This window comes from Methylophilus sp. E2MeOHC9 (assembly GCF_058744375.1).
Genome location: NZ_CP196024.1, coordinates 602,697 through 617,057 on the forward strand (window position 1 = coordinate 602,697; position 14,361 = coordinate 617,057).

Consider the following 14,361-nt stretch of genomic DNA (forward strand, 5'->3'; position numbering starts at 1 on the left):
ATTCTAGCCGCGCGGCTTAAACTTCAAATGCAGTAAATCAAGCAAGGCTTTACGCGCTGCCGGGTCATCAGGTAAATCAAACGGCTTGGCCGCAACAATTGCGCGAAACACAGCATCATCACACACGCTGTCGCCAGAGCCTTTAATCATTTTTGGCATGCCGGACAAATCACCCGTATTGGTTAACTGTATGTCAAACAACAACTGCGGATTCGAAACCGGGCATAGGCCAGGATTCACATTGCTCCTGATTTTGCGATTCATCAGCCCAACGTAGTAGCTCAACACGGAAGGATCCACTGGCCCTGTGGCCGCAGCCTGCGCATCCATATCCTGCTGACGCATGGCATCCTGGATTTTCTTCAGTTTTTCCTGCTCTTCTTCCTTACGTAGCGCTTCCTGAATCTTCTTCAGTTTTTCTTCCTGCTTTTTCTTCTCTTCTTCTTTCTTTTTCTCTTCCTCTAGCAGGCGTTTTTTTTCATCGTCCCGCTTTTTGAGTGCAATTTCGGCTTCTTGTTCCGCTTTATTCACTTGCGGCTCAGGCGGGGTGACCTTTTCAGGTGGTTTTGGCTTAGGTTCCGGCTCAGGCTCGGGCTCTGGTTTAGGCGGCTCCGGCTTTGGAGGTTCAGGTGCCGGTTTTGGCGCCGTTTTGCTGGGCAAACTATCCCACAATGTCGCCTCCATCACGGATGGATTCACATGCACGGCTTTCCAGTCGATCATAAAGATCATCGCCAGAAACAGAACGACATGCATCAGCACAGACAAGATTGCTGCGCGCCTGCGGAAAACCTGATCCTGTGGGGAATGTGCGATTTTCATCTAAATATGCGACCTGTCGCTTATTTTTCGTTCTGAAACAACAAGCCAACCTGGTTGACTTGCGCCTGCTTCAATAGATCCATGACAGATACCACTTCACCGTAAGGTGTGTTTTTATCGGCCGACACCACTACAGGCTTTTCTGATTCGGATAATTTCTGACGGATCAATGCCAGCATGTCATCACGCTCCATTTCCCTGCCATCCATCGTCACAGTCCCCTCTTTTTGCACGGTGACTACAATCGGGTCGCCACTCTGCTTTAGGGCCTGGCCGACTTTGGGCAACTCCACCATGCCCGGGTTAGTCATTGGGGCGGTCACCATAAAAATCACCAGCAATACCAGCGTCACATCAATGTATGGCACCACATTGATCTGGTTCATCATGCGCCGTTTACGCGTTCTGCTCATAAGCGCTCCGATCAGGCTCTACGTTGCAAAATGTTGGTAAATTCTTCCATAAAGCTTTCGTAACGGACCAATAACCGGTCTACGTTGGCCGCAAAGCGGTTATAGGCGATCACAGCCGGGATCGCCGCAAACAGGCCAATCGCGGTCGCCACCAATGCCTCGGCAATCCCCGGAGCCACCTGGCTCAGGGTTGCTTGCGCCACATTAGACAAACCACGGAAGGAGTTCATAATGCCCCATACCGTACCGAACAAGCCGATATACGGACTGACGGAACCCACAGACGCCAGGAACGGCAGATGTGAATCCAGGTAATCCAGCTCGCGGTTATAGGCTGCACGCATGGCACGACGGGTGGCTTCCATCACGTCGCTGACTTCAGCATCTTTTTGTGTATCTTTCTGCTGTTTGTGGCGAATAAATTCTTTCAACCCGGCCTGGAAAATGCTGGCCATGCCTTGCGGGGTTTTACGGCCGGAACCGATGCGCTCATACAATTCATTCAGGTCACCGCCTGACCAGAACTGTGCTTCAAACTGATCGACATTCTCAGCGGCAGCCTTTAATGAAAACACTTTAATGAAGATATACCACCAGGAGGCCAGCGAGGTCAGCAGCAAGATCAGCATGACCACCTGTACGGGCAAACTTGCGCCGCTCACCAGGGTAAAAATCGACATATCGTTTGTGACATTCATGAAGACTCCAGTGCTATTTTGATACGGGCCGGAATACCCGTGGGTTTAAATGAATCCGCATTGACACAGGCAACCTTTACCTGTGCTTCTAATAAAACCAATTCGTCGCGCATGATCTGTTGCTGGCAGCTAAAGCTACCACGGCCCATTTCAGTCACATGCGAGACTATTTTTAATTCATCATCCAGCCTGGCTGGTTTTTTAAACTGTATTTGCATGCTATGCACTACAAACAGCACCTGTTCATTTTGCCGCAACACGGTCTGTGCAAAGCCCAGCGCGCGCAACCATTCAGTCCGTGCGCGCTCCATAAAGTTCAGATATTGGCTATGGTAAACCACGCCACCGGCATCGGTATCTTCGTAATACACACGCACAGGCAATACAAACATATTACTGCCCGGCATCCTGCCACAGCTCGCTGCTGACCATACTGGCCGGTGCTCTTAAGCCAAAGTGCTGGTAGGTCAACAAGGTCGCCACACGGCCACGCGGCGTGCGCATCAGATAACCCTGCTGAATCAGATAGGGTTCGAGTACATCTTCTATCGTATCGCGTTCTTCGCCGATCGCAGCCGCCAGGTTATCCAGGCCGACCGGGCCACCTCCAAACTTTTCTACCACCGCTTGCAGCAACTTGCGGTCCATCACATCCAGACCTTGTTGATCGACATCCAGCATTTTCAGCGCCGCATCGGCAATCTTGTCTGTAACCACGCCATCGGCTTTCACTTGCGCATAATCGCGTACACGGCGTAGTAAACGATTGGCGATGCGTGGTGTGCCTCTTGCTCTACGGGCGATTTCAACCGCACCCGCTTGCTGCATTTCGACTTCCAATAGCTTGGCTGAACGCGCCACAATGCTGGACAACTCTTCATGACTATAAAACTCCAGCCGCGCCACAATACCAAATCGATCACGCAACGGATTCGTCAACATGCCTGCCCGTGTGGTGGCGCCTATTAATGTAAAAGGCGGTAAATCCAGGCGTACACTGCGCGCTGCCGGGCCTTCGCCTATCATGATATCCAGCCGGTAATCTTCCATCGCCGGGTATAAAATCTCTTCCACCACCGGGCTTAAGCGATGGATTTCATCAATAAACAGCACATCATTGGGTTCAAGATTGGTCAGCAGTGCGGCAAGGTCACCAGCACGCTCCAACACCGGGCCTGAGGTCATGCGCAAGTTAACGCCCATTTCCTTGGCGATAATATGGGCAAGTGTGGTTTTACCTAAACCAGGCGGGCCGAACAGCAGCACATGATCCAAGGCTTCCTGGCGGCCGCGGGCTGCATTGATAAAAATCTCGAGTTGACCGCGTGCCTTTTCCTGCCCAACGTATTCATCGAGCAATTTGGGTCGAAGTGCCCGCTCCAGCGCTTCTTCCTGAACGCTGACCGTAGCTGGGGCAACAAGTCGATCGGTTTCTATCATGGGATGGTCGGGGAGGAGGTCATGGAACACTTAAAAATTGGTGCAAATTTAATCAGTGCAGGACGTCATTGCCGCTAATTATAGAAGTTATTTTTATGCATCATACCATGCTGTGCCTGACTATCACAGGCACCTGACGATGCCAGACTATTGTCATTTGTGATTTGGTATTATTTGGAGAGATACTTCAGCGCTTGCCGGATACCATCACTGACGCCAACGCCCGGCTCCAGCAACTTGATGGTCGCAGTCGCTTCGCGTTCATGATAGCCCAGCGCCACCAGCGCATTCAGGATATCATCGGTCGCCGCCTTGGCTACAGGCTGTGCCGAGGTAGAACCGGTTACGACAAACTTGTCTTTCAGCTCCAGCAACAGGCGCTCAGCGGTTTTCTTGCCAATACCAGGCACACGCGTCAACATGGCAACCTCTTGCTGGCTGACGGCAAGCATCAAATCATTGACGCTGACCCCACTTAAAATCGACAGCGCCGATTTAGCGCCTATGCCATTCACTTTAAGCAATTGCTTGAAGGTGTTTTTTTCCTGCTCGCTGCCAAAACCATACAGCAATTGCGCATCTTCACGCACGACCATATGGGTAAGTAGCTGCACCGGCTGGCCCAGCTCTGGCAGGTTGTAAAACGTGCTCATGGGCACTTCCACTTCATAGCCTACGCCATTGCAATCCACCACAATCAGCGGCGGCGATTTTTCCAGCAAACGACCATTCAAACGCGCAATCATACTAACCTTCCATTTTTGACCCTGAACCCGGTCGTTGCCAGTGCACCCAAGCCTTGGCCGCCATGCGCATGACAGATGGCACATGCCAGCGCATCCGCCGAATCAGGGCTGGGGTTTGCAGGGAGTTTTAACAAGCGCTTGACCATCTCCTGCACCTGCTCTTTTTGGGCGTGCCCGTTGCCGACCACAGATTGTTTTACTTGTAATGCGGTGTATTCTGCCACTGGCAACTGCCTGATGACAGACGCTGAAATCGCCGCGCCTCTGGCCTGGCCCAGCAACAAGGTCGATTGTGGATTCACATTCACAAACACCTTTTCTATCGCTACCTGCGTCGGCTGGTAAGTATCAATCACTTCAAACAGGCCGTCGAGAATGACTTTCAGGCGCTCGGGCAAGGCTTCTTTTTCTGCTTCACCAGCCACACTTTTTTTGGCTGATGCAGTTTTAATCACACCGCTGGTGACATAACTCAGCTTGCCGCCCAGGGTTTCTATCACGCCAAAACCGGTGACACGCAAGCCGGGGTCTATGCCCAGAATACGCTGTACGGTCATGGCAGGTTCGCCGCAGAAAAAATCAATTAGCTCTCTTCAATCACGGCAGAGGTATACACATCCTGCACATCATCCAGGTCTTCCAGCATGTCGAGGATTTTTTGCATTTTGACCGCATCATCACCGGTAAACACCACTTCATTGAGTGGTTTCATGGTCACTTGCGCCATCACTGCTTTCAGGCCTGCGGCTTCCAGCGCTTCTTTCACGCTGATAAAATCACCAGGCGCCGTGATCACCTCAATACTGCCGTCTTCATCGGTGATAATATCTTCCGCACCCGCTTCCAGCGCTGCTTCCATCACTGCATCTTCTGACACACCTGGCTCAAAAACCAGTTGGCCACAGTGTTTGAACATAAAGGCGACGCTGCCGTCAGTACCCAGATTGCCGCCATGTTTAGTCAGTGCATGGCGCACATCCATCACGGCGCGCTGACGGTTATCAGTCAGGCAATCCACAATAATAGAGGCGCCATTGATGCCATAGCCTTCATAGCGGATTTCTTCGTAATTGACGCCTTCTAGCTCGCCCGTGCCTTTTTTAATGGCGCGGGTGATATTGTCCGAAGGCATATTTTCTTCTTTAGCAGCGGCAACGGCTGCGCGCAGACGCGGGTTCATGGCGATATCACCGCCACTCAGCCTGGCTGAGACAGTGATTTCTTTGATCAACTTGGTGAAAATTTTGCCGCGCTTGGCATCCTGACGACCTTTACGGTGCTGGATATTGGCCCATTTACTATGTCCTGCCATGTGGTTTTCCTGTATTTTTTGACAAGGTTATTGAATAATCCGAATCTGGCGATTTTACCACAGGCCTGCATGCTCTTCGCGGCCAGCCTGTCGCACTCGACTACGCCTTAAAAACAAAAAGCCTGACAGCGTCAGGCTTTATTTATTTACTCGTCATGATTGTGTGTTTTATGGCGGCAGCGTATCCGCCTTATTCACAGGCCGCATCATCAGCACTGAAATCAGTACTAATGAAAAGATGATTAACCCCATGCCAGTGATTTCCATCTGGTCTGGCACTTCATTCAGCTGTATCCAGGCGGCAACCACCCCTATCACTGGCGCCAGCATAGAACCCATACTCGCGACACCAGCCGGCAACCGTTGCAAGGCAAACAGCCACAACAACCAGGCAAACGCGCCACACAGGATGACATTGAATAATACGGCGCCTATCAAATAGGTGGTCCATAAAATGGGTGGTGCAGGCATCAAAAATGCAATCGCTACCATGGGTAGAGACCCTAGCAACATCGGCCAGGCAGTCAGGTTGATCAGGTCCAGCTCAGGGTGGCGCCTGTGTAATTTCTTGGTCATGATCACAGACAGCGCCCATGAGATACCGGAGATCACCGCCAGCATCATGCTGAAAGCATCGGCACGGATATGCAGCGGATCAAAAATAAATACCATGCCCAGCACGGCAGCAATCACGGCCAGCCACTGCCAGCCATGCACGCGTTCGCCCAACAACGGCCAGGCAAACAATAATGTCCAGAACGGCATGGTATAAGTCAGCACGGCGGTTTTACCAGCGCCACCCTCTACCAATGCCCACATCAACACGCCGGTAAAACCTACATTTTGCAGCAGGCCCAACATCAGCATGGTCGGAAATTCTGTCAGCCGCATGGAACGCCGCGTGACATATAACACCAGAAACAGCACCAGCGCACCGAAAAATGTGCGCATGGCGGCAAACTGGAAAGGCCCGGCATAATGCAACGCACTCTTCATCACCACCCAGTTGTAGCCCCAGATAATAGCGAGGACTAACAGGGCGGTGAGTGCCTGGGAACGTTGTTTAACCAGTTGATCCATATACTTGTCTCTGGATAATTTTTGTTGGAAAAATACTGCTGATTAATTCCAGATGTGCGTCACGGCCAGCCACTGACCATCGGCCTGTTTCTGAAATACCACTTGCACATTGCCGCCAAATTGCTGTTTTACGCCATCTTCACCAACCAGCGCGCCTGCCCAGTTGCCTGTTTGCGTAGCCAGGGCATCGGTCACAATCGCGTCGTTCATGGTCAGCGCGTGCTCAATCACGCCGGCTTGAATCAAGCCACCAAAGAAATCTGCGATCGCCTGACGGCCTTTGACTGGCTGGCCTGCGGGCGCTGGCAACACAATGGCGCTTTCGGCATATAAAGCGGCAATCGCTTGTGTGTTTTTGCTGTTGAACGCGGCATCAAATTGCGTGTTCAATGCTTTTAAAGTCTCTACTACTGTCGTCATGGCTAAACTCCTTTGTAAAATGCTATGAATTACTGATTGAAATCCCAGGCGGACATTCCATCATCTATCACGCCTAAAATGCTTTGCAAGTCACTACGCTGACTCTCTGACAAGCCCTGCATACACAAGCGCAAGCGGCTGTAATAATCCGGCATCACCGCATCCAGCTTGGCTTGGCCTGCAGGTGTCAATTTAATCTGCACACTGCGCCTGTCCTGCGGCGCAGAAACGCGTTGCAACAACCCGCCTTGCTCAAGACCATCCAGCAAACCAGTCATGCTGGCACGTGTGACGCCGAGCTTTTCCGCGAGTACAGAAGGCTGTGACGTTAAATCACTCTCCCGCATCAGCAAAATCAGCACCCACCAGCGCCCCTGTAACAAGTCATGCTTGGTCAGGCAGGCATCCAGCGCCACAGATAAATCCGTTGCCACCCTCAGTAACATTAAAAAGCTGGCAATCGCCGTGACGTCAGCCGCAGGGTAACGTTCAGCAAAGCGCTGTAATACTTCTTGGGTAGGAAGGTCTCTGAGTTGCAACATAATTAGCAACATTATAGTTAGCCTCCTAACTATGTCAAGTCTTATCAACAGTTTTGCTTACGCACACATGGGTGTATATTAGTTATCCGAGATGATGGAAGGAGGAAGCGATGAAGACACTTCAACAAGTACTCAACCTGAAAACACACCAGGGTATCATCAGCATTGCGCCCAATCGGCCGGTGTATGATGCTTTGGTGATTCTTGCCGAGTACAAAATCGGTGCACTGGCAGTGATTAAAGATGGCGAGTTAGTCGGTATTTTTTCCGAACGCGATTATGCGCGGGAGATTATATTGAAAGGCCGCTCATCCAAAACCACAGAGGTGGCTGAAGTCATGACGCAAAAAGTCATCACCGGCAAACCTGACGAACTGGTGGAATCCGCCATGAACACCATGCTGGAAAAACGTTTTCGGCATTTGCCGGTCGTCGACAAAGGCAAAATGCTGGGCATGCTTTCTATTGGTGACATCCTCAAGGAAACCATCAGTTACCAGCAAGAACTGATCAAGCAACTGGAAAGCTATATCCATAGCTGAACTTCTTTTATGCCCTGATTCAGGTTAAAAAGCCTGAGCCAGGGTTTTGCAACTTGCTTATAAAGCCTGGCGATACAACTTACTCGCCAATAATCTTCACCAGCACGCGCTTGTTGCGTCTACCATCGAATTCGCCGTAAAAAATCTGTTCCCAGGGGCCAAAATCAAGTTGCCCTTCGGTCACGGCCACCACGACTTCACGGCCCATGATCTGGCGTTTGATGTGCGCATCGGCATTATCCTCACCAGTATCATTATGACGGTAGCCACTGACAGGCTCATGCGGTGCCAACTTCTCCAACCAGATCTTATAATCATGATGCAGGCCGCGTTCATCATCGTTGATAAACACGCTGGCAGAAATGTGCATGGCATTAATCAATACCAGGCCCTCTTTGACGCCGCTTTCGCGCACGCACGCCACTACATCCTGCGTGATATTTTTAAAATCCATACGCGCCGGAATGTTGAACCACAATTCTTTACGAAAACTTTTCATGCTTGTTTCTCCTGTCCCCAAGTGAATTAATTTTAACACTGTGCGTGCACAGTTCACCGACTGCTGAATGTTAAATGCCATAAAAAAAGGGCCTCATTTGAGGCCCTTTTATATGCATGTCAGCTTAACTATGAACATCGGCAGTTTGCGTAAAAGACTTGCCTTCATTATCCGTAGCGACGACTTCAAGCTTGCCTGGAGCATCAGGGATAAAACTGAATTTCATGTAAGGATCTTCACTGGTACCTACGCCCACATCTACCGTCATTAGTTCTTTACCGTTATAGGTAAAAGTGGTTTTATTGATATAAAACGCCGGCACATAACCTTGTGACACCAGATCACGCTGCAGGCCGGTACGCATGACATGCTTGATATTAAAAGTCGCGGTGGCTGGCTCACCCATTTTTGGCGCGTCTACATTGAATTTTATTTTTCCCGCAGCAGCACGCACTTCGGATTCGTTATTATCTACCGTACCACCACAGCCACCCGCGGCACGGATTTCGCGCTTGGTCATATACAGCTTGCCATCCGCTGTTTCACCAATCAGACGCACGAAAGAATCTGACTCCTGTCGTATCCTGGTCGCCATCTGGAAGCCGTTTAAACCATCGGTTAAATGGTAGGTTGACGCCAGTTGAATCGGGTTGGCATCGACGATCACATACAGTTTTTTAATGGCTATGCCATTGGCGGCTGCTTTGTCATAAATCAGTGTCACCGGCACCTGTGCACCGCTTTCTGCACGCCGTGGCGCTTCAATCTTCAAGAAATCCACTTCCTGGATATCACGTTTGGGGAAGAATGCCTCTTTCACCACCGTCCATAATTTCGGATCTGCTTCAGCTTGCGCCAAGGTACTGAAACCTAAGCCACTCAAACACAAGGCAGAAATGCCTGCTACCAATATCCATGCTCTATTCATCGTATTCCCCATATATCGCTTTGTAATTATATGATTTGCATCAAAGCCATTCTCTGCTGAAAACACAACTTCAATCTGTGATTTCCATCACACATGATTGAATGCTCAAGCAAGCTTGCTCGGGTCGCCGGAAGGACGCATTTCGTAAGTCGGGTCGGCAAATTCTTCAAAATTCAGTTCGACGCCATTGCCGGCCGGGTCGCGCATGTTGATCTGGTGTATGCCATTGGCCAGTATGCGGGTGGTATAGGTCAGCGCATGTGCTTGCAGCCGCGCTTCCATCTCCGGCATATCGGTACAGGTAAACGACACATGGTCAAACGTACCATGCACATGCAATTGCGGCGCTTCAGCAGTTTTATATTCCGCCAGGTGGATCACATCATTATTGCCGATATAAAGCCAGTAGCCATAAGTGGTACTCGCTACACGCTTGCCAACCGTGAGCCCGAGCACATCACAATAAAAATCGCGCAGTTTGTGCATGGTGTCGCGGTCAGAACGGAAATTAACGTGATTGATTTCGGTCAGTGGCATGATTACCTTATAGATTCATTGATGCAAGTCGGCAACTATAGTACAAATTTTGTTGTGTACAAACTAATGCGCTTTAATCAATGCCCTGAAAATTGACACAGGGCAAATCCTTGTACGCCGGCAGCTGCCAATTGCTGCATACCGCCGAGCTCTGGGAGGTCAATAACGAAGGCAGCCTGTTCGACCACGCCACCTAACTGGCGAACCAGCGCCACCGCCGCCATCGCGGTACCACCAGTCGCGATCAAGTCATCTACCAACAGGATGCGTTCACCCGGCTGGATGGCATCTTGATGAATTTCCAGGGCATCACTGCCATATTCCAACTGATAGGGCTGCGAAATCGTCGCCCAGGGTAACTTGCCGGGTTTGCGTGCGGGTACAAAGCCAGCGCCTAATTTCACCGCCAGCGCGGCGCCGATAATAAATCCGCGCGCTTCCATGGCGACTACTTTATCGAAAACCTGGCCCTGATAATGCTGGCCGAGGATATCAATGGCAGCGGCAAACCCCTGCTTGTCCTGTAACAAAGTGGTGATATCCCTGAACTGGATACCAGGTTTGGGATAGTCAGGAATCGTGCGAATCAAAGTCTCAAACATCATCACCTTGCGAATCAACTGTTAGCTTGTAAGAAAAAAGCGCGCCCGGCTGGACGCGCTTTTAATGATGGCTGCATGTTTATTTATTGTGTGGCATCGCGAACCATGCCAGCGCAAACATGTTTAGCTGGTAGCCGTATTTTGCTGACGTACGCGAATATGTAATTCACGCAATTGCTTCTCATCCACCTCGTTAGGGGCATTGGTCATCAGGCACTGCGCGCGCTGCGTTTTCGGGAAAGCGATCACATCACGGATAGACTCAGCGCCTGTCATCAATGTCACCAGGCGATCCAGGCCGAAAGCCAGGCCGCCATGCGGTGGCGCACCGTATTGCAGGGCATCCAGCAAGAAGCCGAACTTCTCTTGCGCCTCTTCCTTGCTGATCTTCAACGCATCGAATACTTTGGACTGCACGTCCTGCTTATGGATACGCACGGAACCGCCGCCCACTTCCCAGCCGTTCAGCACCATGTCGTAGGCTTTAGACAAGCATGCGCCAGGATTGCTGACCAACAGATCTTCATGGCCTTCTTTAGGTGCAGTGAACGGGTGATGCAGAGCCACCCAGCGGTCATTCTCTTCATCATGCTCAAACATCGGGAAATCAACCACCCACAACGGCGCCCACTGACGGCCATCCAGATGGCCTTTTTCGTGGCCGACTTTGCTACGCAATGCACCCAATGCCTCATTAACGATTTTGGCTTTATCGGCACCGAAGAACACGATGTCGCCATTTTGCGCACCAGTGCGGTCAATGATCGCTTGCAGCGCATTGACATGAATATTCTTCACGATCGGGCTTTGCAGACCTTCTTCGTTCAACTTGGTGATATCGTTGATCTTGATATATGCCAGACCTTTGGCACCGTAGATTTTTACAAACTCGGTGTAAGCATCAATCTCGGAACGGCTGATAGCCGCGCCGTTAGGCACGCGGATCGCCGCCACACGGCCACCCACCATATTGGCAGCACCGGCAAATACCTTGAAATCGACATCTTTCATTACGTCACTGAGTTCAGTGATTTCTAGCGTCACGCGCATATCCGGCTTGTCTGAACCGTAACGGTTCATCGCTTCGCTGAATGGCATGCGCGGGAACTGCGCTGGCAAGTCCACGTCCTGCACTTTTTTCAGCATGCGGCGGATCATTTCTTCCACCAGGTCCATGATGTCGTTTTCTTCAAGGAATGAAGTTTCGATATCCACCTGGGTGAATTCCGGCTGGCGGTCTGCACGCAAATCTTCGTCACGGAAACATTTGGTGATCTGGAAATAACGGTCAAAACCCGCCACCATCAGCAATTGTTTGAACAATTGTGGCGATTGCGGCAAGGCAAAGAACTGGCCGTGATGCACACGCGAAGGCACTAGGTAATCACGCGCGCCTTCTGGAGTAGAGCGTGTCAGCATCGGTGTTTCTACTTCAATAAAGCCGTTTTCATCCAGGTAGTCACGCAGGTTTTTTGCCACTTTATAACGCAGCATCAGGTTTTTCTGCATGGCCGGACGGCGCAAATCGATATATCTATGCTCCAGGCGCACGGTTTCAGTCAGCGTGTCATCATCCAGCATAAACGGTGGCGTCAATGAAGCATTCAATACTTCGATCTCAGTCGCCAGCATTTCGACTTCGCCAGTTGGCAAGTTGCTGTTCACTGTGCCTTCAGGGCGGGCACGCACTTTACAGACCACACGCAACACAAATTCGTTACGTACGGTTTCTGCAATGGCAAAAGCCTCTTTGGTATCCGGGTCAATCACGATTTGCGCCAGGCCTTCACGGTCACGCAAATCAATAAAAATCACGCCCCCATGGTCGCGACGACGGTGGGCCCAGCCACACAGTGTCACAGTTTGTCCAATATGTTCGCGGTTCAGGTGACCGCAGTAATGTGTACGCATCATATATATTTTATTAAAGTTAAAAGGGTTGCGATTAATGCTGCTTGGGCAAAGGCGCCACTGTACCCATGCTGATAATGTATTTCAAGGCTTGATCCACACTCATATCCAGCGTGATCACATCCGCCTTGGGTAACATCAGGAAAAAGCCCGAGGTCGGGTTAGGCGTAGTAGGCACATAGACGCTGACATATTCGCCCTGCAGGTGATTAGCGACATCACCACCGGGCGTGCCGGTCAGGAAAGCGATGGTCCATACGCCCTGGCGGGGATATTCAATTAACAGTGCCTGGCGGAAGGCATTGCCGGAATCTGAAAACAAGGTATCTGATACCTGTTTGACGCTGGAATAAATGGATTTCACCACCGGCACGCGGATAAGCAGGCCTTCCCACAGCTCTATCAATTGCTGGCCAAAGATATTGGTCGCCACCAGGCCGGTCGCCAGCACAATGACAACCGTCAGAATCACACCAAAACCGGGGATATCAATGCCCAGCAGGGTCACTGGACGCCAGGCCGTCGGCAGTAAAAATAAGCTCTGATCCAGCGTTTGCACTAAAGTTTTGAGCACCCATACCGTAATGAATAACGGGACCAGCACCAGCAAGCCTGTAATGAAATATTTTTTCATGGTGATATTTTTCGAGGTTAGTGACAGGCGCAGCCGGTAGCGCATTTAGCAGCTGCTGGGCTGGCAGTGTCTGTACTGGCGCTGGTGGATTCAGCAGCTTTACTGCTGGAAGCACCGCCGTTTTTAAAGTCTGTCGCGTACCAGCCACTGCCGCTCAGCTGAAAATTAGGCGCAGACACTTTTTTAGAAAAAGTCTGCTGTTTGCATTGTGGACATTCATCCACATTAGGGGCAGAAACTTTGCGCATCAGCTCTTGCTGATATCCGCATTCGCTACATTGAAAATCGTAGATAGGCATATGTAAACGCAACCCAAAGGACAACTTGCTGAAAAAGATTTACCAAGCGGCAAATTATACCTGATTCGCGCTGTAAAACATCAAAGCAGCCGCGATGTAATTGAATTAAAAAGACTTTAAGGATATTTGCATGCAACAAACAAATGCTAGAACCGTGGCACTTTCCACCTTATTTGTATTTTTAGGATTGGTCAGCCGCGACCTCAATGCACATCACCAACCGCTATCACTCCATAGCACCCCGCAAAAAGCGCGTACATTTTCTGTCGTGGTCACGGATTTACTATATGCCGAACCTACCCTGACTATCCGCAAGCTTAAATAGGCTGCAACGTTTATCAGCCACCAAGGCTGGTTATAGTTTGATTGGCTACACTTAAATTCGGCTAGACTTGCGCCTCATATGCGGCCTGATCCAGCAATGCCTCAGCGCCACTGGCGCTGGCTTCCAGCTTGAAAATCCAGGTGGCATAGGGGTGGTCATTCACTTTTTCAGGCGAAGACAACGCTTCTTCATTGATTGCCAGCACCGTGCCGGTCAGCGGCGCATAAATATCAGAGCCGGTTTTTACCGACTCAATCAGGCCGCAGACAGCAAATTGTTCAACCGCCTGGCCGACCTTAGGTGGATCAATAAATACCACATCACCCAGCATATTTTGCGCATATTCACTGATACCAACTAGCCATGAGCCATCTTCCGACTGCGCCGCCCAAGTGTGTTCTTTAGAAAAGAGGTATTTCAAGCCTGTTGACATAAGATTAGAAATCAAAAAATTAGGTGATAATGATTGTGCCATAGTCTATTAACCACACCAACGCTTATTCAGTATTCACTTACTGCACCAGTTGTTGTAAAGGTTTAACTTTTTACACTAAAAAATTGCGATAAGTGATTGACGATGAATAATAACTGGGCAATAATAAAACTGGTTT

Annotated in this window: 21 protein-coding genes; 2 read left to right on the plus strand and 19 right to left on the minus strand. The window is 50.3% G+C overall.

The window, feature by feature from the left end:
* Positions 1 to 3 precede the first annotated feature (3 nt).
* From ACSSVF_RS02940 to ACSSVF_RS02990, 11 genes are all read right to left on the minus strand, one after another.
* A complete protein-coding gene (locus ACSSVF_RS02940; protein WP_492405369.1) occupies positions 4 to 822 on the minus strand; it encodes a TonB C-terminal domain-containing protein in 819 nt (272 codons plus the stop codon).
* A 20-nt stretch (positions 823 to 842) separates the two neighbouring features.
* Positions 843 to 1,235: an ExbD/TolR family protein gene (locus tag ACSSVF_RS02945; RefSeq protein ID WP_442585326.1), complete on the minus strand. Its 393-nt coding sequence runs from the start codon at positions 1,233 to 1,235 to the stop codon at positions 843 to 845.
* Positions 1,236 to 1,246: 11 nt separating this feature from the next.
* A complete protein-coding gene (tolQ, locus tag ACSSVF_RS02950; protein WP_442585325.1) occupies positions 1,247 to 1,933 on the minus strand; it encodes a protein TolQ in 687 nt (228 codons plus the stop codon).
* Entirely contained in the window at positions 1,930 to 2,325 is a 396-nt protein-coding gene (ybgC, locus tag ACSSVF_RS02955; RefSeq protein WP_492405371.1) for a tol-pal system-associated acyl-CoA thioesterase, read from the minus strand. The genes tolQ and ybgC overlap by 4 nt, the downstream gene beginning before the upstream one ends.
* A gap of 1 nt (position 2,326) precedes the next feature.
* Positions 2,327 to 3,373 carry a Holliday junction branch migration DNA helicase RuvB gene (ruvB, locus tag ACSSVF_RS02960; RefSeq protein ID WP_492405373.1) on the minus strand — a complete coding sequence of 349 codons (1,047 nt, stop codon included), beginning with the start codon at positions 3,371 to 3,373 and terminating at the stop codon, positions 2,327 to 2,329.
* 170 nt (positions 3,374 to 3,543) lie between these two features.
* On the minus strand, positions 3,544 to 4,119 hold the full coding sequence (gene ruvA / locus ACSSVF_RS02965) for a Holliday junction branch migration protein RuvA (protein ID WP_492405375.1): 576 nt from the start codon (positions 4,117 to 4,119) through the stop codon (positions 3,544 to 3,546).
* On the minus strand, positions 4,116 to 4,676 hold the full coding sequence (gene ruvC, locus ACSSVF_RS02970) for a crossover junction endodeoxyribonuclease RuvC (protein ID WP_492405376.1): 561 nt from the start codon (positions 4,674 to 4,676) through the stop codon (positions 4,116 to 4,118). Before ruvC ends, ruvA begins: the two co-directional genes overlap by 4 nt.
* 26 nt (positions 4,677 to 4,702) lie before the next feature.
* Positions 4,703 to 5,431, minus strand: a complete 729-nt coding sequence (locus ACSSVF_RS02975; RefSeq protein ID WP_492405378.1) for a YebC/PmpR family DNA-binding transcriptional regulator — start codon at positions 5,429 to 5,431, stop codon at positions 4,703 to 4,705.
* Between the two features lie 168 nt (positions 5,432 to 5,599).
* A complete protein-coding gene (locus ACSSVF_RS02980) occupies positions 5,600 to 6,511 on the minus strand; it encodes a DMT family transporter (RefSeq protein ID WP_492405380.1) in 912 nt (303 codons plus the stop codon).
* A 42-nt stretch (positions 6,512 to 6,553) separates the two neighbouring features.
* Positions 6,554 to 6,931, minus strand: a complete 378-nt coding sequence (locus tag ACSSVF_RS02985) for a YybH family protein (protein WP_492405382.1) — start codon at positions 6,929 to 6,931, stop codon at positions 6,554 to 6,556.
* A gap of 29 nt (positions 6,932 to 6,960) precedes the next feature.
* Positions 6,961 to 7,473: a MarR family winged helix-turn-helix transcriptional regulator gene (locus ACSSVF_RS02990; RefSeq protein ID WP_492406293.1), complete on the minus strand. Its 513-nt coding sequence runs from the start codon at positions 7,471 to 7,473 to the stop codon at positions 6,961 to 6,963.
* A gap of 110 nt (positions 7,474 to 7,583) precedes the next feature.
* On the opposite strand from ACSSVF_RS02990, the gene ACSSVF_RS02995 reads away from it, so the two are divergent.
* Entirely contained in the window at positions 7,584 to 8,015 is a 432-nt protein-coding gene (locus ACSSVF_RS02995; RefSeq protein ID WP_492405383.1) for a CBS domain-containing protein, read from the plus strand.
* A 79-nt stretch (positions 8,016 to 8,094) separates the two neighbouring features.
* Here ACSSVF_RS02995 and ACSSVF_RS03000 read toward each other — a convergent pair whose 3' ends face one another.
* From ACSSVF_RS03000 to ACSSVF_RS03030, 7 genes are all read right to left on the minus strand, one after another.
* Positions 8,095 to 8,514: a secondary thiamine-phosphate synthase enzyme YjbQ gene (locus ACSSVF_RS03000; protein ID WP_379057272.1), complete on the minus strand. Its 420-nt coding sequence runs from the start codon at positions 8,512 to 8,514 to the stop codon at positions 8,095 to 8,097.
* A 124-nt stretch (positions 8,515 to 8,638) separates the two neighbouring features.
* Positions 8,639 to 9,442, minus strand: a complete 804-nt coding sequence (locus ACSSVF_RS03005) for a quinoprotein dehydrogenase-associated SoxYZ-like carrier (RefSeq protein ID WP_492405386.1) — start codon at positions 9,440 to 9,442, stop codon at positions 8,639 to 8,641.
* 105 nt (positions 9,443 to 9,547) lie between these two features.
* On the minus strand, positions 9,548 to 9,979 hold the full coding sequence (locus tag ACSSVF_RS03010; protein ID WP_492405388.1) for a VOC family protein: 432 nt from the start codon (positions 9,977 to 9,979) through the stop codon (positions 9,548 to 9,550).
* Positions 9,980 to 10,056: 77 nt separating this feature from the next.
* Entirely contained in the window at positions 10,057 to 10,584 is a 528-nt protein-coding gene (locus tag ACSSVF_RS03015; RefSeq protein ID WP_492406294.1) for an adenine phosphoribosyltransferase, read from the minus strand.
* A 120-nt stretch (positions 10,585 to 10,704) separates the two neighbouring features.
* Complete coding sequence (gene aspS, locus ACSSVF_RS03020) at positions 10,705 to 12,495, minus strand: aspartate--tRNA ligase (RefSeq protein ID WP_492405390.1); 1,791 nt, start codon at positions 12,493 to 12,495, stop codon at positions 10,705 to 10,707.
* A 31-nt stretch (positions 12,496 to 12,526) separates the two neighbouring features.
* Entirely contained in the window at positions 12,527 to 13,126 is a 600-nt protein-coding gene (locus ACSSVF_RS03025; RefSeq protein WP_492405392.1) for a DUF502 domain-containing protein, read from the minus strand.
* A 17-nt stretch (positions 13,127 to 13,143) separates the two neighbouring features.
* Positions 13,144 to 13,425 (minus strand): FmdB family zinc ribbon protein, encoded by a 282-nt coding sequence (locus tag ACSSVF_RS03030; RefSeq protein ID WP_492405394.1) that lies wholly within the window; start codon positions 13,423 to 13,425, stop codon positions 13,144 to 13,146.
* Between the two features lie 130 nt (positions 13,426 to 13,555).
* Here ACSSVF_RS03030 and ACSSVF_RS03035 point away from each other — a divergent pair, with 130 nt between their 5' ends.
* A complete protein-coding gene (locus ACSSVF_RS03035; protein ID WP_492405396.1) occupies positions 13,556 to 13,750 on the plus strand; it encodes a hypothetical protein in 195 nt (64 codons plus the stop codon).
* Positions 13,751 to 13,811: 61 nt separating this feature from the next.
* Here ACSSVF_RS03035 and ACSSVF_RS03040 read toward each other — a convergent pair whose 3' ends face one another.
* The gene (locus ACSSVF_RS03040; protein WP_492405398.1) at positions 13,812 to 14,171 is read right to left on the minus strand and encodes a glycine cleavage system protein H; all 360 of its coding nucleotides are present in this window, start codon (positions 14,169 to 14,171) and stop codon (positions 13,812 to 13,814) included.
* Between the last annotated feature and the right edge of the window lie 190 nt (positions 14,172 to 14,361).